General features: G+C 69.0%; 17 protein-coding genes and 1 pseudogene. 7 read left to right on the forward strand and 11 right to left on the reverse strand.

Going from position 1 to position 18,603, the window contains the following annotated elements; translation table 11 throughout:
* Window positions 1-267 precede the first annotated feature (267 nt).
* Window positions 268-870, reverse strand: coding sequence for a histidine phosphatase family protein (locus tag D451_RS0125715; protein WP_017536560.1), 603 nt, complete (start codon window positions 868-870; stop codon window positions 268-270).
* 70 nt (window positions 871-940) lie between these two features.
* Window positions 941-2,131, reverse strand: coding sequence for a PEP/pyruvate-binding domain-containing protein (locus D451_RS0125720; protein WP_017536561.1), 1,191 nt, complete (start codon window positions 2,129-2,131; stop codon window positions 941-943).
* A 46-nt stretch (window positions 2,132-2,177) separates the two neighbouring features.
* Here D451_RS0125720 and D451_RS0125725 point away from each other — a divergent pair, with 46 nt between their 5' ends.
* The 3 genes from D451_RS0125725 to D451_RS26925 all read left to right on the forward strand — a co-directional run bounded on the left by D451_RS0125725 (window position 2,178) and on the right by D451_RS26925 (window position 3,862).
* Window positions 2,178-2,573, forward strand: coding sequence for a hypothetical protein (locus D451_RS0125725; protein WP_017536562.1), 396 nt, complete (start codon window positions 2,178-2,180; stop codon window positions 2,571-2,573).
* Window positions 2,570-3,220 (forward strand): hypothetical protein, encoded by a 651-nt coding sequence (locus tag D451_RS0125730; RefSeq protein WP_017536563.1) that lies wholly within the window; start codon window positions 2,570-2,572, stop codon window positions 3,218-3,220. The genes D451_RS0125725 and D451_RS0125730 overlap by 4 nt, the downstream gene beginning before the upstream one ends.
* 75 nt (window positions 3,221-3,295) lie before the next feature.
* On the forward strand, window positions 3,296-3,862 hold the full coding sequence (locus tag D451_RS26925; RefSeq protein WP_051067502.1) for a GNAT family N-acetyltransferase: 567 nt from the start codon (window positions 3,296-3,298) through the stop codon (window positions 3,860-3,862).
* Window positions 3,863-4,089: 227 nt separating this feature from the next.
* Here the strand turns inward: D451_RS26925 and D451_RS0125740 are convergent, their stop codons facing one another.
* On the reverse strand, window positions 4,090-4,599 hold the full coding sequence (locus D451_RS0125740) for an NUDIX hydrolase (RefSeq protein ID WP_241463390.1): 510 nt from the start codon (window positions 4,597-4,599) through the stop codon (window positions 4,090-4,092).
* Window positions 4,600-4,727: 128 nt separating this feature from the next.
* Between D451_RS0125740 and D451_RS0125745 the strand changes: the two genes are divergently transcribed.
* Window positions 4,728-5,525: a MerR family transcriptional regulator gene (locus tag D451_RS0125745; RefSeq protein WP_017536566.1), complete on the forward strand. Its 798-nt coding sequence runs from the start codon at window positions 4,728-4,730 to the stop codon at window positions 5,523-5,525.
* A gap of 402 nt (window positions 5,526-5,927) precedes the next feature.
* On the forward strand, window positions 5,928-6,131 hold the full coding sequence (locus D451_RS0125750; RefSeq protein ID WP_017536567.1) for a hypothetical protein: 204 nt from the start codon (window positions 5,928-5,930) through the stop codon (window positions 6,129-6,131).
* Between the two features lie 87 nt (window positions 6,132-6,218).
* Here the strand turns inward: D451_RS0125750 and D451_RS0125755 are convergent, their stop codons facing one another.
* Both D451_RS0125755 and D451_RS0125770 read right to left on the reverse strand, forming a co-directional pair.
* On the reverse strand, window positions 6,219-7,790 hold the full coding sequence (locus tag D451_RS0125755; protein ID WP_017536568.1) for a TROVE domain-containing protein: 1,572 nt from the start codon (window positions 7,788-7,790) through the stop codon (window positions 6,219-6,221).
* A gap of 431 nt (window positions 7,791-8,221) precedes the next feature.
* The gene (locus tag D451_RS0125770) at window positions 8,222-9,394 is read right to left on the reverse strand and encodes an epoxide hydrolase family protein (protein ID WP_017536569.1); all 1,173 of its coding nucleotides are present in this window, start codon (window positions 9,392-9,394) and stop codon (window positions 8,222-8,224) included.
* Between the two features lie 138 nt (window positions 9,395-9,532).
* Here D451_RS0125770 and D451_RS0125775 point away from each other — a divergent pair, with 138 nt between their 5' ends.
* Both D451_RS0125775 and D451_RS26930 read left to right on the forward strand, forming a co-directional pair.
* The gene (locus D451_RS0125775) at window positions 9,533-10,072 is read left to right on the forward strand and encodes a CGNR zinc finger domain-containing protein (RefSeq protein WP_017536570.1); all 540 of its coding nucleotides are present in this window, start codon (window positions 9,533-9,535) and stop codon (window positions 10,070-10,072) included.
* Window positions 10,073-10,928: 856 nt separating this feature from the next.
* The gene (locus D451_RS26930; RefSeq protein WP_081616134.1) at window positions 10,929-13,058 is read left to right on the forward strand and encodes a tetratricopeptide repeat protein; all 2,130 of its coding nucleotides are present in this window, start codon (window positions 10,929-10,931) and stop codon (window positions 13,056-13,058) included.
* 69 nt (window positions 13,059-13,127) lie between these two features.
* Here the strand turns inward: D451_RS26930 and D451_RS0125795 are convergent, their stop codons facing one another.
* From D451_RS0125795 to D451_RS0125820, 6 genes and pseudogenes are all read right to left on the reverse strand, one after another.
* Window positions 13,128-13,874: a phosphotransferase family protein gene (locus D451_RS0125795; protein WP_017536573.1), complete on the reverse strand. Its 747-nt coding sequence runs from the start codon at window positions 13,872-13,874 to the stop codon at window positions 13,128-13,130.
* Between the two features lie 159 nt (window positions 13,875-14,033).
* Window positions 14,034-14,213: pseudogene (locus D451_RS28135) on the reverse strand (hypothetical protein); the annotation flags it as partial.
* A gap of 27 nt (window positions 14,214-14,240) precedes the next feature.
* A complete protein-coding gene (locus D451_RS0125805; protein WP_017536575.1) occupies window positions 14,241-14,894 on the reverse strand; it encodes an HAD family hydrolase in 654 nt (217 codons plus the stop codon).
* A 208-nt stretch (window positions 14,895-15,102) separates the two neighbouring features.
* Window positions 15,103-15,825, reverse strand: a complete 723-nt coding sequence (locus D451_RS0125810; RefSeq protein ID WP_017536576.1) for a class I SAM-dependent methyltransferase — start codon at window positions 15,823-15,825, stop codon at window positions 15,103-15,105.
* A gap of 54 nt (window positions 15,826-15,879) precedes the next feature.
* Window positions 15,880-17,070 carry a styrene monooxygenase/indole monooxygenase family protein gene (locus D451_RS0125815; RefSeq protein WP_014913183.1) on the reverse strand — a complete coding sequence of 397 codons (1,191 nt, stop codon included), beginning with the start codon at window positions 17,068-17,070 and terminating at the stop codon, window positions 15,880-15,882.
* On the reverse strand, window positions 17,067-17,996 hold the full coding sequence (locus D451_RS0125820; RefSeq protein WP_051067501.1) for a hypothetical protein: 930 nt from the start codon (window positions 17,994-17,996) through the stop codon (window positions 17,067-17,069). Before D451_RS0125820 ends, D451_RS0125815 begins: the two co-directional genes overlap by 4 nt.
* Window positions 17,997-18,603: the final 607 nt, after the last annotated feature.

Consider the following 18,603-nt stretch of genomic DNA (forward strand, 5'->3'; position numbering starts at 1 on the left):
CCTGCCAGGGATCGCGCGGATCAACTCACTTCACGACGACCATTTCACTGAGAAAACCTCAGTGATGCGTTCGACTGAATGTCCTCGTGAAGCCGAACGTGGCCCTTGAGGTCCGATGGTCGGGTTTGAGGACGATCCGTGTAAGGCCGCCTATTCGACCGCTTCCTCCGACCCTCGATACTCCATCCAAACGACCGATCCACCTCGAGGGGTGGGGCGACGGCGGGCACCGGGGGCATGCCCTCGCCCCATCACCACGGCCGTCCCTCAGGGGCGCGCGACCTCGGGGAAACCGGTCCACCGGTGTTCGGGCCGCAGGTGGCTCATGTCGTTGTACATGGTGATGGCGGGCGGCAGCCCGGGCCGATACTCGGTGACGGTCAGCGCGGCGTTGGCGGCGTTGAGGCCGATCCACCGCACGGGCGGCGCTCCGAGGGCGTCGCGGATGAGCCAAGCGAGGGGGTAGGCGTGCGTGATCAGCACTTCGTGCAGGTCGTCGTCGCCTTCGGGCGCGGTGGCGAAACGGTCGGTGAGGTTCTGGGCGATCCGACGCCCCTCCTCGGCGTCCTTGGGGGCGAAGCCGTCGAAGAACGGCACCCAGGCCCGCGGGGTCTCCTCGACCGATGGAACGTAGGGCACGTGGTCGATGAGTTCCGGGGCCTCGTTCACCGGCGCGTTCCCGTTGAGGAACGTGTCCAGTTCCCGGGCGCTCTCGGCGGCGCGGGGCAGCGGTGAGTGCCAGAGGGCGGTGACGGGCAGGTGCGCCAAGCGCTCGCCGAGGAGTCGGGCCTGTTCGCGTCCGGTCTCGGTGAGCGTGCCGAACGCGTCGGCGGCGCCGTGCCGGGCGATGTAGAGGTATCTGGTGGCCATAGGGGGTGTCGGAAGGTCACCGCGGGGGCGTCTCCCGGTCTCCTTTCTCTCGGTGGGCCTGGTCGGGTCGTCAGTGCGGGGTGAGAGTTCCGGCAGTGCCGTCGAGGGTGACGGTCGCTCCGTCGCGAACGAGGGTCGTGGCGTGTGGGACGCCGATCACGGCGGGGAGGTTGTACTCCCGGGCGACGATCGCCGCGTGGGAGAGCGCCCCGCCGGTCTCGGTGGCCACGCCGCCGGCGACGGTGAACAGGGGCGTCCACGCCGGGTCGGTGTACGGGCAGACGAGGATGTCGCCGGCCCGGACCCTCCCGAAGTCGGAGGGGCCTCGGACGACGCGCGCGGTGCCGGTCACGACCCCGTGGGATCCGGGCGTTCCATTCAGCGAGCTGTTGTCGGGGGCCGGTTCCGAGGCCGGCGCCTCCGGGATCGGAGCGGTGATCGGCCTGGCCTGGAGCAGCCACGTCGTTCCGTCGGCGATCGCCCACTCGATGTCCTGCGGGCCATCGAGGAGTTCGGCCACTCGGCGGCCGAGAGCGGCGAGCCGCGCCGCGGTGCTCTCGTCCAAGGAGGGGGCGGAGCGCTGATGTTCGGGCACCGGGCGGGTGACGACACCGCCGCGGTTCTCGTCCCGGTCCAGTCGGGTCTCCTTGCGGCCGAGGGCGCTCCGGACGGTTCCGTCCGCCGCGACCTCATAGGTGTCGGGGGAGACGATCCCGCCCACCACCGCGAGCCCAAGGCCCGGGCTCGCCTCGATCCGAGTGGGGCCGTCGGGGCGGGTGGGGGTGAACATCACCCCTGAGACGTCGGCGTCGACGAGGCGCTGCACGAGCACCCCCATCTCCGCTTCGGCCCGGGAGATCTCCTCTCCGGTGCGGCTCCGGTAGGCCGCGACCCGGGCGGAGGAAGCGGAGGTCCAGCAGTCGCGGATCGCCTCGACGACGGCCGCCACGCCCCGGACGGCGAGGAGGCTCTCGTATTGGCCGGCCGCGGAGGCCCCGGCGCCGTCCTCGTTCGTGGCCGAGGAACGCACCGCGACCGGAGGATCGCCCAGGAGGGTGAGCGCTTCGGCCACCTCGTGTTCGAGTTCGGCCGGTGCTCGAAGACCGGGATCGACACGGGCGGCCCGGTGGGCGGAGAACGGCACCACGAATCCTTCGGGCACCGGCAGCCCCTCTCGCAGGAGTCGGCCGAGTGTCGCGGCCTTGCCCCCACAGGTGTCGAGGGTCGCGTTCGGAAGCGGCGTCACACTGGTCTCGTTCATCAATTTTATGTTGACAACGTTTTGTTGATTACGCAAGATGGGTACCATGGAACGCGAGCACGAGCCCCACCGCACCGGCGGCGACGATCACGCGCAGGCGCGGCGCGAACGAGAGGCCCAGGATCGACTCCTCGACCTCGGCGCCGACCGGCTGGAGGAACGTCCCTGGCGACCGGCCCCCGCCCCGCCCACGGCGATCGACCTGGCGCAGTTCGCGCTCTGGCGCTCCGCCGACCTCGACTCCGACGACCTGCTGGCCGCGCTCTCGCTGATGCCCGCGGCGCGGGCCGAGGTCGAGGGTGTCGAGATCGGTCTGCTGTTCACGGCGCGGAACGCGGGGCTGACCTGGGCCCAGATCGCCGAGGCGACCGGCTTCCGCTCGCCGCAGGCCTGCCAGCAGCACTACATGCGGATGAGCGCCCGTCAGGAGGACCGGTCATGACCCGTCGATCGCCCTCCGACCTGAGGATCCTTCACGCCGTCCGGCTGCTCGGCTACGCGGACGACACCGCGATCGCCGATCGTGCCGCGGTGGCGGAAGAGGAGGCCGCCTCCTGGCTTCGTGACGCCGAACTCCGGGGCTGGACACAGCACACCGCCTTCGCCGACCTGGGCGGTTGGTCGCTCACCGAGGAGGGGCGGGCCGAGAACGAACGCCGGTTGGCGGAGGAGCGCGCCGAGGCCGACCCCGAGCGGAGGATCGAGGCGGTCCACCGCGATTTCCTGCCGCTCAACGCCCGACTGTTGAAGGCCTGCACCGACTGGCAGATGAAGCCCACCGCGCAGGACCGGTTCGCCTTCAACGACCACAGCGACGACGAGTGGGACGAGCGCGTCCTGACGGAGCTCGCAGCCCTCGGCGAGGAGCTCGGGCCCCTGATCGGGCGCCTCACCGAGGTACTGACGCGGTTCGACGGCTACGACACCCGCTTCGAGACGGCACTTCGAAGAGCCCGGCTCGGTCAGCACGACTGGGTCGACAAGACGCACGTCGACTCCTGCCACCGGGTCTGGTTCCAGCTCCACGAGGACCTCATCGCCACCCTCGGCATCGACCGGGGCGCCGAGAACCCCACCGGTTCCGGCTGAGGAGAGAAGGTGGAGCCCGCCCGGGTGCTCTTGTCGGGCTTCGCAGGGCGGGTCGTGCTCGGCTACGGTTCTTCGATGACCCGATCTACCCCCTGGATCTCCGCGCTCCCCCTGACGACGCCCCGCCTCCACCTCGAACCCCTTCGCGTCGAACACGCGACCGAGGCGGTCGAGACCTTCGGTGACGCCCGGCTGCACACCTGGATCGGTGGGGCGCCCAAGACCCTCACGGAGCTCGAGGTCCAGTACGGTCGCCAGGTCGAGGGGCGCTCACCCGACGGCGCCCAAGGGTGGCTGAACTGGATGTCGCGCCGGACCTCGGACGGACGGCTGGTCGGCACGTTGCAGGCCACACTGGAACGTCCCACGGACGACCACATCGAGGCATCGCTCGCGTGGGTGGTCGGGGTCGAGTACCAGGGCCGGGGCTATGGGCGTGAGGGGGCGCTCACCATGGCGCGTTGGCTGCGCGAGCAGGAGGTGGACGAGCTGACCGCCTACATCCACCCCGGCCACGAGGCGTCCATCGGCATCGCGCGGGCTCTGGGGCTGTCCGCCACCTCCGTCCTGGTGGACGGTGAGGTCCGCTGGACCGACGCGAACACGCCTCCGGGCACACCGTTCGGAGCAGGGGCCGCCTGAAGCCCGGGCCCCGCGCGCGCGGGGATGGACCGACCGGCGGGGAACTCGACGTTCGCGGGATCTACTCGAGCCTCAGGTATGTGGGATGGGCCGAGGTCCGCCGCGCGCCGTCCGTCGGTACGGGTCGCCGAGCCCCGCGCACGCGAGGATGGATCCCGGACCCGCTCCGATGAACGAGCGGGTCGCGCGGGACCCGCTCGTTCATCGGGACGTCGCCTCCCACAGGTTCAGTCGGTGTACGTCTCGGCCGGAGCGCCGACCGGCAGTCCCCACCGCTCGACGGCGGTCGTGGCGGCGCACTTCACCTGCCCGTCCACCGAAGGCCCCCACCCCAGGAGCTCCACCGCCTCCGGGAACGGGCAGAGGCGACGCACGTGGATCCGCCCGCTGTCGGGGTCGGGCTCGCGTTCCCCCAGCACGTTCAGCCGGGCCGCCATCCGGAGCTGGGCGTAGGGCTCCCGGTCCGGGCGGTGCACCGTCTGGTAACCGAGGTGGACCGGGTCGGTGATCGTGACCTGCACTTCCTCCCACACCTCACGCACCAGCGTGGCCACACGATCACCCCCGTCCTCGGGTTCGGGTGTGCCGCCGGGCAGGTTCCAGACCCCGTTGTCGCGCAGGACGATCACCCGGCCCCGGGCGTCGAAGACGTAGGCGTAGACCTGCCTGATCGGCCGGCTCTCGGGAGGGTGGGACGCTTCGTGCCATACGTAGGACACCCGGTTCGTCTCGCTCATGGCAGCAGACGCTAGTGGAGGGCGCCGGCCGAAGACGCGCGAACGCGTCAAAGAGCGGTCGCTTCCTGAACACCGCGCTCCGAACTTCGGCTTGCCTCTCCCCTTGGGGGAGGGCCCACAGTGGAACCATGCTTCCCATCAGTTCCTTCAGCGAACTCACCGGCCTCTCCCGCAAGGCGCTGCACCACTACCACTCGCTCGGCCTCCTGGTCCCGGACCACGTGGACGAGGACACCCAGTTCCGCTGGTACACCGTCGACCAACTCGAACGCGCCGGAAGGATCGTCACCCTGCGCCGCGCGGGGATGACCCTGGAGACCGTCCGTCAGGTGGTGGACGCCCCCGACCTGGCTCAGGAGGCACTTCGGGATCACGCCGAGCGGTTGCGGCGCGAGCGCGAGGAACAGGACCGGGCGCTGGCGGAGGCCTCGGCGGCTCTGGCGTGGGAGCCGCGCGTGGAGGTGCGGACCCGGCCGGCGTGCGCCGTTCTCACCGGGCTGACCGGGGGGCGAGGGGAGGACTTCGACCTGGAGGAGTCCAGGAAGGAGGTACGGGCCTTGGTCGAGCGGCTCACCGGTCTGGCCCGGGAGCTCGGGTGGGCCGTCGGTGATCGTTGGTGGAAGTCGCTGGAATCGGGGACGGGCGAGGTGGCGGCCTATCGGGTGTGCGTACCGGTCGAGGCGGTGGAGGCCTCACCGACGCTGCCGACGGATGTGGAGCTCGTGGAGCACGAAGAGGGGGCCGAGGTCCGGTTGGTGATGCCCGGGCCCGAGACCCTGGGAGGGATCACGACGGCACTGACCCACCTGTTCGGGCACGAGGTGGAGGGCATGTTCGCCGACGTGGGCGGTCTCCGGCAGTCGGAGTACGACGGGATGGTGGAGTTCGCCATGAGGCTGCGCCCCCTTGCGGAGGCGCCGGAGTAGGGGAGCGATGTCCCGGCGCCCTCGGCATGGCACGGGTACATCCGTGCGCGGCCTACCAGGGAGGAGACGACCTTGCTCACGGGGCTCTTTTCTCCGGTGGTCTCTTCAGAGACATGGCCGTCCTGGTCGTCTCCCTGTTCCGCCTGGTGCTCACACCAGGGTGAATCCTTTCCGGAGTCCAGATCTCGATCCCGGCCGAGGTGGCGCCGGAACTCCGACAGGGGCGAGAGTGATCCCCGCGCATCGAGGTGCCACCACGTCGGGAACACCGGGCGAGAGCGGGACATGTACCCTTCCTCCCGGTGCGTCGGCCCCCTGGCCCAGGGCGGGCGTACGAGCCATGTGTCACCCGCGCGGGGAGAGGTGGCCGGGCCTCCTTTCCCCTCACCCCGAAAGATGAGCATGACCGAGGAAACCCGCTCCGAGAAAAGCGCCGGCCTGCCCTATCTCCATATGGTGCTGGTCGGTGTCCTGTTCCTGCTTCTCATGCTGATCAAGTTCGAGGACCCCCTACCCGAGTGGCGGACGCCTCTGACGATCGTCCTCAGCGTCGCGCTGGTCGTGAGCGCCCTTCTTCTGGGCGGTAGGAGCCTGAAGAAGGATTGACCGTCGCGGGCCGAGCCCCACACACGTGGGGATGGGTCGGATACGCGGAAGGGCCCGGGACATGGACCCCGGGCCCTTCGTTCGCGGCTAGTCCTCCCACGGCCAACGGGCGTCCCGGCCCCTTTCGAGGAGCGGGATCATCCGGAACGCCGCGTCGCCGAGCCCTCCGAAGGTGTATCGACCGCCCGCTCCGGACGGCCCGTGTCCGTACCGGTAGCCGGCCAGGTTCCACGTGTACACGGGGACCGACGCGGGCACCTGCTCGGTCGGACCGCCGCCTCGCGAGTGGTGGGCCTGCTCGTCGGTGACGATCACGACCCGGTCGTGCTTGCGGAAGTGCTCGCGTACCGCCCGCGCGGTGTTCGTTCCACCCATCCACTGGAACCGCTCGATGACCCGCAGCAGCGAGTCCCCTCGCTCCAGAGCCACCGGGGCCGAACCGGTGCCGAACTCCACCAGATCCGTGTCCTCGCAGCGCATCGCCAACGCCGACCCGAAGATCGCCGCCGCGTCCGCGCGGTTCAGGTCCGAGCGAGCCGACAGCGGGGCCTGCATCGACCCCGAGCGGTCCACCAGCACCAGCGTTCGCCCACCGAGTTCGGGCACGTTGCCCAGTGACGCCTTGAGCGCCTTCTCCAACGCGTGCCCCCAGCGCAGGGACGGTGCCGCCCGGTAGGCGGACAGGAACCGCATCGGCAGCTGTCGCGACCTCGCCACCTGCTCGGGGTCGGACAACCGGGCCGCCACCCGCTCGGCGACCTCGTCGGACACTCCGGCCTGGTCGAAGTTCCTGAGGTTGCGCACCAGGGCCATGTACCCCATCGAGGGGATCAAGGCCTCCCACAGGCGTGCCTTGTCCACCCGGCCGCCGGCCAGGGACAGCGCCGACTCCCAGGTGAGACCCGCGGCCTTCAACTCATCGGGGGCGAGGAGAAGGCTCGGGTCGGTCTCCACACGTTCGGCGAACACCGTGTTGCGGGCCAGCGTGGGCAGCATGTCCGGGTCGGGGCTCGTGCCGCGGTTATGACGACGCTCGTGCGCGTAGGAGAACAGAGTTCCCTGCCACGGCTTGTCCGCGGCGGGGGAGGCGTGCACGAGGTTGAGCACGTCGGAGAACCGGAAGCCCTTGGTCGCGGTGTCGTACTTGAGCATCGACCGCTCGTCGTACAGCCGTGCTGCGGCGTCGGCGATACCGCGCTTGACCGGCTTGGGGAGACGCCGCCCGTAGCGGGAGGTCCAGTAGGCCAGGGCCTCGCCGGGCTCGTCCGCGCGTCGCAACGCGGCGTCCACCATCTGCCGGGAGTGGCCGTGGGCCTTGGCGTCCACACGGGCCTTCGCGCCTTCCAAGGCCGCGACGACCGAGGCGGTGCGCATGTTCGCCTCGTTCCGCAGCCACCCGATCATGCCGGTCAGCCACACGGGGTCGGTGACGGCGACCTGGTGCACTAGGTTCCGGAAACGGTCATCGCGCTCACCCGCGGACTCGTAGAAGGTGTTCTCCCCGACCATGTTCGCGACGGCGAGGAGGAACAGTTCGCCCTTGGTGTCACGCGCGAATCCGGGGGCGCCCTCGTGGGTCCGCCCGGAGGGGGTGCGCTCACCGGTGATGGGGCTCTGTCCAGAGGGCCGGGTGTCGGCCCGGTTGAACTTGGCGCACATGGAAAAGGCTCCTTCCGCACCGGGAGGAGCCACCCTTCGGAAGGCGCGCCCGAGATCGAAGCGGTGAGGGTGACATTAGGTGCTCTACCGACTGAGCTACACCGGCCGTGGCCGATGACGGGACTCGAACCCGCGACATCCTCATTAACAGTGAAGTAACCCTGACCTGCGCACCGGGCGCGCCTTCCGAAGTTCGTGACCTCCCGAGATCGAGTTCGGCTCCGGTGAGGTTCTTTGAGAGAGAAGTAACCGGGGCCTTCGCACCGGGAGGTGCTGCCGCAAAACTAGCATTCCGCCCGAAAGACGGTCATGTTCTTTTTTCAGAGATGCGTTCTCCCGGTTGAGAGCGCTTTCACGGATCGCCTTTCCTGCTCCCCGCGCCCGCGGGGACGCCCCCACCCCAGCCGGTCCACGAGGTGCCCCCGCCCACCTCACCGACGGGCGGCGAGCACCGCCGCGAGGCCTTCCCGCAGGTCCTCGACGAAGTACCCGGGGACCTCCAGCGACGGGAAGTGCCCTCCCCGCTCGGGCTCCCTCCAACGGACGATCTGCCGGTACCGCTCCCGCGCCCAGGGCCTCGGGTACCTTTCGGTGTCGCGGGGGTACATGGTGATCGCCGAGGGGACGTCGACGCGGAGTTCGGGGTCGAGCGAGTCGTGGCTCTCGTAGTAGATGCGCGCCGCCGACGCCCCGGTCCGCGTCAGCCAGTACAGGGTGACGTCGTCGAGGATCCTGTCGCGGGAAATCGTCTCGAAAGGGCTGTCCTCGGTGTCCGACCATTCGGCGTACTTGTCGAGGATCCAGGCGAGAAGTCCGACCGGTGAGTCGACGAGCGAGTAGCCGATGGTCTGCGGTCGGGTCGCCTGCTGTTTCGCGTACGCCGCGCGGTGGCGCCAGAAGTGGTGTGTCCCCTCCGCCCATTCGCGTTCGACCGTGGTCAGCCCGTCCATCGTGGTTCCGGGCGGTCCCTGCGCGAACGTCGTGTGGATGCCGAGAACGTGCTCGGGGAACCTGTCGCCGAGGATCGTGGTGATGTTCCCTCCCCAGTCTCCGCCGTGGGCCAGGAACCCGTCGTAGCCGAGCCTTCCCATCAGTTCGACCCACGCGGCCGCGATCTTCTCGGTGCCCCATCCGGTGGTGGTCGGCTTGTCGCTGTAGCCGAAGCCCGGCAGTGAGGGGATCACGACGTGGAACGCCGGAGCGTTCGGATCTTCGGGCTCCGTCAGCCCGTCCACCACGTCGATGAACTCGGCGATGCTGCCCGGCCATCCGTGTGTGAGGACCAGGGGAGCGGCGTCCGCGCGGGTGGACCTGCGGTGCAGGAAGTGGATCCCCAGACCGTCGATGGTCGTGCGGAACTGGCCGATCCGGTCGAGGTGCTCTTCGAACGCCCGCCAGTCGTATCCGGTGCGCCAGTGGTCCACGAGTTCGACGAGATCGGCGAGAGGGACGCCCTGTTCCCAACGGTGAGGACCGGGGCCCGCGTTAGCGACCGTCTCGGCCTCCGGGAAGCGTGCCGAGGCGAGTCGTGCGCGCAGGTCTTCGAGATCGGATTCGGACGTGTGGGCTTCGAACACTTCCACGTCGTCGGTCGGACGGGACATGAGACCTCCTGGCCGTCGTGGAGCCGGTCATGGTCTTGGTGAACCGGCTAAGCCGGTTCTAACACGCCTCCGTGGCGGTGCACAACCGGCTAAGGTGGTTCCATGCCTGTCGGATTCCCTGACTTTCGCCTCGGTAGCGTGCTGGCGACCAGCTTCACGGCGACGCTGACGGAGCGCCGTGGTGACGCCGTAGAGCGCATCCCCACGCCGCGAAGACTCCTCGACTGGCTGGAGGTGAGCGGCCTCGCCGTGGACTCCTGCACCGCCGAACAGCTCGAGCTCGCGCGGGAACTGAGAGAGGCGATCCACGCCGCCGCCACGGCGACCGCGCTTCAGGAGGCTCTGCCGGAGGCCGCCGTCGAGGTCATCAACGAGCGCAGCGTCCAGGGTCGGGTCGCGGCCGTTCTGACACCCGAGGGCGAACGGCGATGGCGGCTGGGAGTGGACTCCCGGGTGGAGGACGCGCTCAGTGTGATCGCCGCCGACGCGATCGACATCATCTCCGGCGAGCGCGATGGAAAGATGGCCCTGTGCGCGTCACCGACCTGCCAGGCAGCCTTCTTCGATGCCAGCCAGAGCCGCACCCGAAAATGGTGCGATATGAACACGTGCGGGAACCGTCAGAAGAAGGCGCGTTTCAACGCCGCCCGGAGCAGGAGATCCGGATCGTCCGAGTGAATCCGCGTGGGTGCGGCAGGGGCGTTCGGTGAGCGGGGCGCGCTTCGTGACTCAGGTCGCGAAGAGGGCTGCTTGCTTTCGCGCAGGTCGTCTTCCTGAGGTTCACACGTGCGGGGGTGGACCGTTCGGGGGAGGAATGGCGCTCGATACGAGCCGGGCCCCGCGATCGCGGGGCCCGCGGGCCACCTCGAAACGATCTCTTTATCGCCTACATCGGTGAATCCCTCACCTGTGGTCGCGCTACTTGGACCGCTGGTAGGCCTTCCATTCCCGGTGGAGGGCACGTCGACGGTCGTATTCCCTCTTCGCGCGGACCTGCGGGTCGGTGTCGATGGTCTGAGACGCAGGTCCCATGACGTGCAGGAGCACGTAAGTGATACGGAACCCCGCCCTGTACAGCAATGAGAACGAGTCTTTCCCCTGCGGCTTGTCCATGGCCGCCCACCTCACTAGTCGTCGGGATCTCGGGCGCGGGCCGCGAGAGCGCAATCGAGCAGAGAATCCATCGCCGTGAAATCCGCGGCCTTCCCTGACCAGCAGCAGCGTACCGGCCCGTTCTCCGCCCTCTCGTTCGGCCCGCCCTCTACGAGCACGAACCCGAACGGGGACATCTCCGGCAGAGCCCCGCGCGCATGGGGACGGGCCACCGAAGGCCCGCTCCCTCGACCTGCCCACGAGCCTTCCCGCCCTGCCCGGTATGGCCCCGACGCTCGTGCGGAAGGCAGAATCGTCGCATGCGACGAACACAGGCGTGGACCCTCACCGTCTCTTCGGCGATCTCGAGGGGAGAGCCGCCGGTGTCCCCGGCAAGGCCCGGCCACGCCGTGCCCCTTCGCCCCCGGGTTCGGTGACCGCGATGGTCGACAACCGTATGCGCGACAACCACGGGGTCTCGATCCAGGCCCGTGACATCCACGGATCGGTCACCGTGTACTCCGATCCCGACGCTTCGGCGCCGGGGTGGGTGGACACGGCGCTGCCCGTCCACCGATCCGACGTCCGTGAGTTGGGCACGCACAACGCTCTCCCCGGGCCTGGCGGCGAGGGTCTCCCGCCCTACGTGGCCCGCGACGTGGACGGCGAACTCGACCGGCGCCTGGTCGCGGTCGCGGAGGCGCCGCGTGGCGGGCTGGTGTTGGTGACCGGTCCCTCGGCCGCCGGTAAGACCCGGGCCCTGGCCCAGGCGTTGCGTCGCACCATGCCCGACCGGATGCTGGTGGCCCCGCCCGAGGAGGCCGACCTGAGATCCCTGCCCACCTGGTTGCGGGAAAGGGCCGAGCGCGCCCCTCAGGGGTGGGTGGTGTGGTTGGACGACCTGGAGCGCCACCTGAGCGCCTCGGGTCCGACTCCGGCCCTGATCGCCGAACTCGGCCGGGTGGGCGCGGTGGTGGCGGCCACCATCCGATGGAACCGGCTGGAGGCCCTGCGCCCGACCAGCGTCGATCACACCTCCGCGGCGGAGGGTGTGGGGTACGCGGTGCTCAAGACCCCACCGATCGTCGTCGAACGTCGATGGAACCCCCAAGAGCGCGAGCGGGCACGGGCCGGCGGCGATGAGCGCCTGGTCCGGGCCGCCGACGATGAGCGGTTCGGGGTGGCCGAACAATTGGCGGTGGCCCCTCTGCTGAAGATGACCTGGCTCGGCGGCCCCGACAACGGCCACCCCCGTGGTCACGCGCTGGTGGCCGCCGCCGTGGGTCTGGCCGAGGCCGGTGTGACGGGCTCACTGACCCGAGAGCAGATCCAGGACCTCCACACCGTCTATCTGTCAGACCCTCCTCCTCTGCCGGAGGAGATCGACCGGGCCTGGGAGTGGGCCACCCGCCCGCGCGGTGGTCTGGCCGGATTGCTGGTGCCCGCGGATCACCACGGTCGGTGGCGGGCCTTCGACTACCTCGCCACCGAGGACGCCTTGCCCGAGGCAGTGTGGCGCGCGGCCCTGAAGGTGGCCACCGAACAGGACCTCTTCACGGTCGGCCTCACCGCCTATAGGGCCGGGCTGGACGACATCGCCGAAGCGGCCTGGACATCTCCGGCCGAACAGGGCGACACCGATTCCATGTTCCACCTCGCGTTCCTGCTGAAGGAGACAGGACGGGCACGGAAGGCGAAGAGTTGGTATCGAAAGGCCGCGGACCTCGGCCATATCGACGCGATGCTCGCCCTCGGGCTGTTGCTGAAGAGGGAGGGCCGGGTGCGGAAGGCCGAAGCCTGGTACCGGGGAGCCGCGGCGCAGGACGATGCTCGGGCGATGGCCCTCTTCGGGATGCTCTTGGGAGAGACGGGGCGGGCAGAGGAGTCCGAGGTCTGGTTCCGGCGTGCCGCCGACCGGGGCGACACCGGATCGATGGTCGTCCTCGGGATCCTGGCTTCGAAGAGAGGGAGGAAGGGCGACGCCGAGGGTTGGTTCCGGCGGGCCGTGGACCAGGGCGACCCCGCCGGGATGTTCGATCTCGGGAACCTGTTGAAGGAGACGGGCCGGACGAGGGAGGGCGAGGCCTGGCTGCGACGGGCCGCCGAGCTGGGGAACGAGGAAGCGATGTACGAGGCCGGGCTTTCCTCGAAACGGGCGGGACGAGTAGAAGAGGCCGAGGTCTGGTTCCGGCGTGCCGCCGACCAGGGCCACGTGCACGCGATGACCTGTCTCGGGCTGTCGCTGGAGAAGGCCGGGCGTGTGGTGGAGGCCGAAGATCGGTACCGGGAGGCGGCCGAAGGGGGCGACCCCGACGCCATGTCCAACCTCGGATCCCTGTTGGAGGGCACGGGGCGGGTCGAGGAGGCCGAGGCATGGTTCCGTCGGGCCGTCGAACAGGGTCACAGCTGGTCGATGGTGGCCCTCTCGTCTCTGCTGAGGAACATGGGGCGGACGAGGGAGGCCGACGTCTGGAGCCGGCGGGTCTTCGACGAGAATGCCGAGCGAGTGAGATCCATGCTGGAGGAAACGAGAAGGGAGAAGGAGGGCGAAGGCAGGCACCGACGGGGGTGAGGTCGTCGGGGACGCCCTCGTCCAACGGCTCACCTGCGCGGGCTCCCGATGGATCGAGCCCACCCGGTCTCACATCCGGGCCTTCAACACGTCGACCTCGCAGCCCGGGGCGAAGGGGTCGAAGCCGTGCTCGGCCAGCCAGCGGGTCACCAGCAGGCTTCGTACCGACCACCACGCGCGGATCACGTCGCGGTCGACACCGGTGCCGTATCCGGCGAGGAGGTCGTCGAGGCGGTCCTCGTGTCCGAGGGTGAAGGTGGCGAGGTCGTACAGGGCGTCGCCCCGGCCGGCCTCGGACCAGTCGATGACGCCGGTGACCTCGTCGTCTTCGAGGAAGATGTGCGCGATCTGTAGGTCGCCGTGCGTGAAGGCCGGGTTCCAGGGCCGGAACGCGGCCTCGGCGACCTCGCGGTTGCGGTTCACCAGATCGGCGGGCAGGAGCCCGTTGGACACGAGCAGCTCGCACTCGTGGTCGAGCTCCGCCTTCAGCGCGACGATGTCCTGGCCGGCCCGGCCCTGTCGGGACGGCAGGGGCGCTTCATGCAGCTCGCGGATGGTGGCTCCGGCCGCGGCCCACGCCGCAGGCGACCCGGTCGTGGGCCCGCCCAGGCGTCCGAGTGTCGCTCCTGGAAGCGCGGCGATCGCGAGCGCGGGCGGCTCGCGCCACAGGATCTCCGGGGTCGGGACCGGCGCCAGGGACATCACCTCGACCTCGGCGTCCATGCGCGCCCGATCGGCGTCCACCTTCAGGAACACGTCGCCGACGCGCAGGGTCGCGCGCTCGGAATGGGCGACGACGACTTCGACCTCATCCATGGAGGCAGTATCCCGGGGGAGATCGTCGATGTCGCGGGGTTTTCTCCCGGGGCGACGTGGAAGATCGGTCGGCCTGGCCGGGCGCTGTTCGGCTCGGGCCTGGGAGAGGAATACGCGGCATGGCCCTGCTCTGGCAAGGCCACGCGGCCTGGGCGAGGGTCAGAGGGCCGGGACCTCAGGGGCGTGCAGGAGCACCTGGGGGAGGTAGTCCGAGTCGACGTTCGGTTTCCATTCGTGTACCTGGACGGCCAGGGCGGCCAAGGCGATCACCCCGATGGGCAACAGGCTCGCGGGGATGGCCCGAACGGAGCCTCGAGGGGCAGGGGTTTCGTGGCCTGCCCTATGCCCCTCGCTCCGTTCCCGAGGTCACCTGTTCTCGGCCGGCCCGGGAACTCCCAGCAGGTCCCCGACACGCGAGGCCAACCCCGGCCGGCCATCGGCCAGCACCGTGGTCATGCCCAACGCCTGTGCCGGGAGGAGATTGTCCGGGTTGTCGTCGACGAAGACGCACTTCTCTCCTGGTAGCCCCAGGCGCTTCAGCGTGCGCCGGTAGATCTCCGTATCCGGCTTGGCGACCCCCTCGATCTCGGAGAGCACCGTGACCTCGCACAGCTCTCGTACCCCCAGCGTCCTGTAGGGGTCGTAGGGATCCAGCCCGAAGCTGTTGGACAACAACGCGGTCTTCAGGCCGGCCCGTCGTGCGGCGAGTGCGAGCTCGACCATGTCCTGGGCGGGACGGACCTCGGCCCAGGCACGTCCCATCAGGTTCTCGTGCTCCTCCACCCCCAAAAGTGAGGCCGTGGACTCGTTCCACTCCTGTTGCGTCAGCCGTCCGGCCTCCAGCTCCAGGTAGAGGCGGCGTCCCTCGGGGTGATGGTTCAAGGTGGTGCCCCAGGCCCGGTGATGGAGCCCCTGCTTCACGCACCATCCTTGGAGGGACTCACGGACACCTTCGGTGAGGACACCGACGAAGTCGAGGATGAGGGCCTGATAGCCGTTGGGGAGGGAGGGGAGAGTCATCGGAGTCCTCTTCGACAGGGGGTGGGGCTCACCATCGTTTTCTTCCAATGTCTGCGTGTCTTCAATCAGGCCGACCTCGCCCGGTGCCCTTACCTGGCGCGGGACCGATTCCCCACCTCTGAAAGCCCGGAAGGCCCCCGCACTCGACCGGTGCGGGGGCTCCCCTTTCACTCGTTCTCACCCACGTGGGGACGAACGGACGGTCCTTCTACCGCTTGGGCTTCTTGACGATGAACAGCGCGGCGCTGCCCATCGACCACACCGTCACGTCGTCGAAGTGCTGCCTCAGCTGCGGCTCCAGGTCGGCGAGACGGTCGCCGGCGTTCTGGAAGAACTTCCGGTCGGGCTTGTTGTAGGCCCGGATCAGGGTGCGGGCCAGGAAGTTGTGCTCGACGTCGGGGTCCTCCAGACCGAGCACGGTGTAGCCCCACGCGACGCCGTCGTCGGTGAGGGCGTCGGCGATGCCCGCGAAGGCACCGTCCTTACCGGGGAAACCGTTGCCGGGCAGGCAGTGCAGGACGTTGCCCATCGCGATGGAGTCGAACGCGCGGGACAGGTTCGGCCACGGGGCGACGAGGACGTCGTGCTGCACGGCCTCCACGATCGCCCGGTCGTTCAGTACCTCCTTGGCGAAGACGAGCGGGTTGTGGTTGATGTCCATGAGGTGGATGCGCCACTCGTCGGGAGAGGCGGGAGGAGTGGTGTTCGACAGCATCTCGGCGTTGGCGGGGCCCACCTCGAGGTGCCGGCTCGACACGTTCTCGTTGTAGAGGGCCTTGAGCTTCTCGTTGTCCAGAAGCCAGGCCTTGCGGTGGGAGAGGTTGCCGATCAGCTGTGAGTAGCGGCCCATGTTCTTGAGGCTGTACAGCTTCGAGTCTGTGGAGGACACCCACTGCGTCTTGTCGGTGTGGGGGATGGTGTTCTCAGACATGAGAGTGCCTTACTTCGGATTCGTCGTCTTTGTTCTGGATGGGGATGGCTTGTGTCAGTTCATGGGGAGCATCTGGGCGAGGGCGGCCGGATCGTCGAAGCCGCGGACCCAGGTGTTGGCGAAGGCCGGGTCGGCGGCGGCCTGGTCCATCGCCTGGAGGAGCTCCGGAGGCGTGTTGTCGCTGTGGACGGCGTTGATGAGCTGTGAGAAGGCCGCCGTGGGGCGGATCCGGCTCTCCCACAGGTCGGAGAACATGCCGCTGAAGAACGCCTCGTCGAACGCTCCGCCGTTCTTGTGGTGGACGACCATGCGGTCCGCCGTCTCGAAGCCGAGCTTGGTGGACAGCGACCAGCCCTGCCCGGTGCGGGGTTCGGTGGTGACCACGGTGTCGCCGGCTCCGACGACGATGCCTCCGCCCAGGTGGGCGACGGGCGTGCGCACGACGGGGGAGACCGTGGTGATCAGGGCGTCGCGAGGGTCGGCCATCTCGGCGTCGCGGAACCGTTCGCCCAGTTCGGGCAGTAGGTGGGGCAGGCGCGTGGAGAGCAGTCCGTGGACGTCGCGGGCGCGTTCACCGCTCAGGTCCAGGGGGTTCTCTCGGCCGGGGCGGGCGGCGACCATCACCGAGTGCGCGATCCCGTAGGAGGTCAGGATCGGCACCACGTAGATCTCGGCGCCCTCGATCGAGTACACCTCGACGTCCGCGCCGCTCTCGGGGACGGGGAGGTGGTGGAGGTAGACCTGGGAGACCACCTGCTGTTCGGCCGCCAACGGCCGTGAGGGGTCGGTGTGGAAGAGCTGGCCGAGTTCGCCGGCGCCGACGGTGACGATCGTGGCGTCGAACATGCGGGTGAAGTAGCTCAGGTCGCTCACGGTGATGCCGTGGATGCTGACCTTGCCGCCCCGGTCCTCGAAGTACTCCAGCAGGTCGGGGAGCTTCACCCGGGGCTCGACCGCGGCTCCGGCGGCGCCGAGGTTCCCGGTGAACCCGAAGCTCTGCCCGGCGCGGGTCACGTTCATGGACACGGTCTGGAACAGGTGGGGTTCCTGCTCCCACATGTCCAGCTTGAGGGTGCGCTCCATGCCCAGCGCGGTGGGCAGCGTCAGTTGTGTCATCTGAGCGGAGCCCCGACGTAGCTCATCGGAGGTTCGAGCCGTGGCGACAGTGACGTCCGCTCCCTGTGAGAGCAGGCGGTGGGCGAGTACGAGCCCGGTCAGGCCGGCGCCGACGATCAGAACCTTCATGCTGTTTCTCCGGTTTCGGGGTAGATGGGGTGAGCGTCATACACGGTGAGCGTCCTTTGGTCGATCACGTCGCCCAGGGCGGCTCGTGTGGCGGGTCTGGAGCGCACGTCGCATAGGACCGTCCGCTCTTCGGCGAGCCCCAGGCGGGTTCTGACGGCCTCGAGGTCGGGGGTCTCGTGGCCGTGGTGCAGAACCAGCAGGGCCGGTACGCGGTGCTTCGCCAGGAACCCCAAGGCGACCGCGGCCCCTTCGAGGTCGTCGGCGTGGGTGACGACCAGGGCGGCGCAGGCGTCGCGGACCAGGGTGGACCACAGGGGGGAGAACACGTCGACGGCGACATCGACCCCGCCGAGCAGGTGCAGGGACATGCCCTTCAGCGGGATCCGGCCCATCGACACCCGGGTCGTGACCGGCGGGGAGTAGGCGTCCGGGGAGCTGCTGGGGATCCCCACGTTCCTGACGTAGATGACCTCACCGTGGCTGATGGGGCCGACCTCCGAGCAGGAACCGATGAACGTGCGGCTCAGTTCCGGGTCGCCCATGACCAGGACCTTGGCCGAGCGCAGTTCGGGGTCGCAGTGGGAGAGGTCGCTCCAGGCGTCGCGCACCTCGGTGCGGGGGTCCGACGGGGTGGAGATCTGGCGGCTGACGCGGACGAGGTTCCGGCGTAGTAGTTCGGCGACCACCAGGATCACCACTCCGCGGCTGAGCCCCATGCGAACGGCGATGTCCAGGACGGTCATCGGCGTCCGGCCCTCCTGTTCCAGGTCGTGGAGGAGTAGCCGGATCGAGCGGCAGAGCTCGTCGATCCCGTCCTGGGCACTGAACCCGTCGGTGCCGTGGGGCCGCACGAGGGTGTGTTCGCCGATGGGCGGCAGGAGCACGTTCTTCGGCGCGTACGGGGCAAGGGGGGTGGGAGAGAGCATGAGAGGCTCCCTTTCAATGCAGGTGAGGGCTGGATGCTCCACGCTGAACAGCGGGCGGGGCGTATTCCGGACGAATCATGTATCGATGGCATGACCTCTTATGGGGAGGTCATGGCGTCTTCGACGACGGGCTCCCGGAGAAGTCGCTGCTCGGAACCCATACGGTCGTCGGTGTGCCCGGTGTACATATCGGGGGATGGCTCACGTCCATGAGCTCATAATGGACGTTCTGTGCGCGGAAGGCATAATCGGGAACGAAGCTTCTCACGTATCGCGGAAGCGCGATATGCGGGCCGAATGCGGTTCGGCTGATCGGATTTCTCTGGACCCGCTGCTTTGACCTTGGATAATGCCGACGAATGGTCCGACGTCGGTTCCGGTGGGTGCCTCTGGTCGGTTGTCGGTGGGGCTCATGAGGAGGATGTGGTGTCCCCCACAGGGGGAGTGGGATGGCGTGCATCCTTTGTGTGGTAGGGCTTGTCGTCTCCGAAGGGGTGCCGGAGGGGGCTCTGTCGCCGGGGGTGGAGGAGGGGCGGACTTCTGTCTTTAGAGCTCATCTCAAAAGCCCTGCGAGACGACTCTGAACCTGCCATGATCACGGACTGTG

The organism is Nocardiopsis alba DSM 43377, from assembly GCF_000341225.1.
In the GTDB taxonomy this organism is placed as follows: Bacteria; Actinomycetota; Actinomycetes; order Streptosporangiales; family Streptosporangiaceae; genus Nocardiopsis; species Nocardiopsis alba.

Coding starts and splice junctions, on each gene's coding strand:
- D451_RS0125715 (WP_017536560.1), bottom strand. CDS start 870: ATGGCCACCAGATACCTCTACATCGCCCGGCACGGCGCCGCCGACGCG.
- D451_RS0125720 (WP_017536561.1), bottom strand. CDS start 2,131: ATGAACGAGACCAGTGTGACGCCGCTTCCGAACGCGACCCTCGACACC.
- D451_RS0125725 (WP_017536562.1), top strand. CDS start 2,178: ATGGAACGCGAGCACGAGCCCCACCGCACCGGCGGCGACGATCACGCG.
- D451_RS0125730 (WP_017536563.1), top strand. CDS start 2,570: ATGACCCGTCGATCGCCCTCCGACCTGAGGATCCTTCACGCCGTCCGG.
- D451_RS26925 (WP_051067502.1), top strand. CDS start 3,296: ATGACCCGATCTACCCCCTGGATCTCCGCGCTCCCCCTGACGACGCCC.
- D451_RS0125740 (WP_241463390.1), bottom strand. CDS start 4,599: ATGAGCGAGACGAACCGGGTGTCCTACGTATGGCACGAAGCGTCCCAC.
- D451_RS0125745 (WP_017536566.1), top strand. CDS start 4,728: ATGCTTCCCATCAGTTCCTTCAGCGAACTCACCGGCCTCTCCCGCAAG.
- D451_RS0125750 (WP_017536567.1), top strand. CDS start 5,928: ATGACCGAGGAAACCCGCTCCGAGAAAAGCGCCGGCCTGCCCTATCTC.
- D451_RS0125755 (WP_017536568.1), bottom strand. CDS start 7,790: ATGTGCGCCAAGTTCAACCGGGCCGACACCCGGCCCTCTGGACAGAGC.
- D451_RS0125770 (WP_017536569.1), bottom strand. CDS start 9,394: ATGTCCCGTCCGACCGACGACGTGGAAGTGTTCGAAGCCCACACGTCC.
- D451_RS26930 (WP_081616134.1), top strand. CDS start 10,929: ATGGTCGACAACCGTATGCGCGACAACCACGGGGTCTCGATCCAGGCC.
- D451_RS0125795 (WP_017536573.1), bottom strand. CDS start 13,874: ATGGATGAGGTCGAAGTCGTCGTCGCCCATTCCGAGCGCGCGACCCTG.
- D451_RS0125805 (WP_017536575.1), bottom strand. CDS start 14,894: ATGACTCTCCCCTCCCTCCCCAACGGCTATCAGGCCCTCATCCTCGAC.
- D451_RS0125810 (WP_017536576.1), bottom strand. CDS start 15,825: ATGTCTGAGAACACCATCCCCCACACCGACAAGACGCAGTGGGTGTCC.
- D451_RS0125815 (WP_014913183.1), bottom strand. CDS start 17,070: ATGAAGGTTCTGATCGTCGGCGCCGGCCTGACCGGGCTCGTACTCGCC.
- D451_RS0125820 (WP_051067501.1), bottom strand. CDS start 17,996: ATGCTCTCTCCCACCCCCCTTGCCCCGTACGCGCCGAAGAACGTGCTC.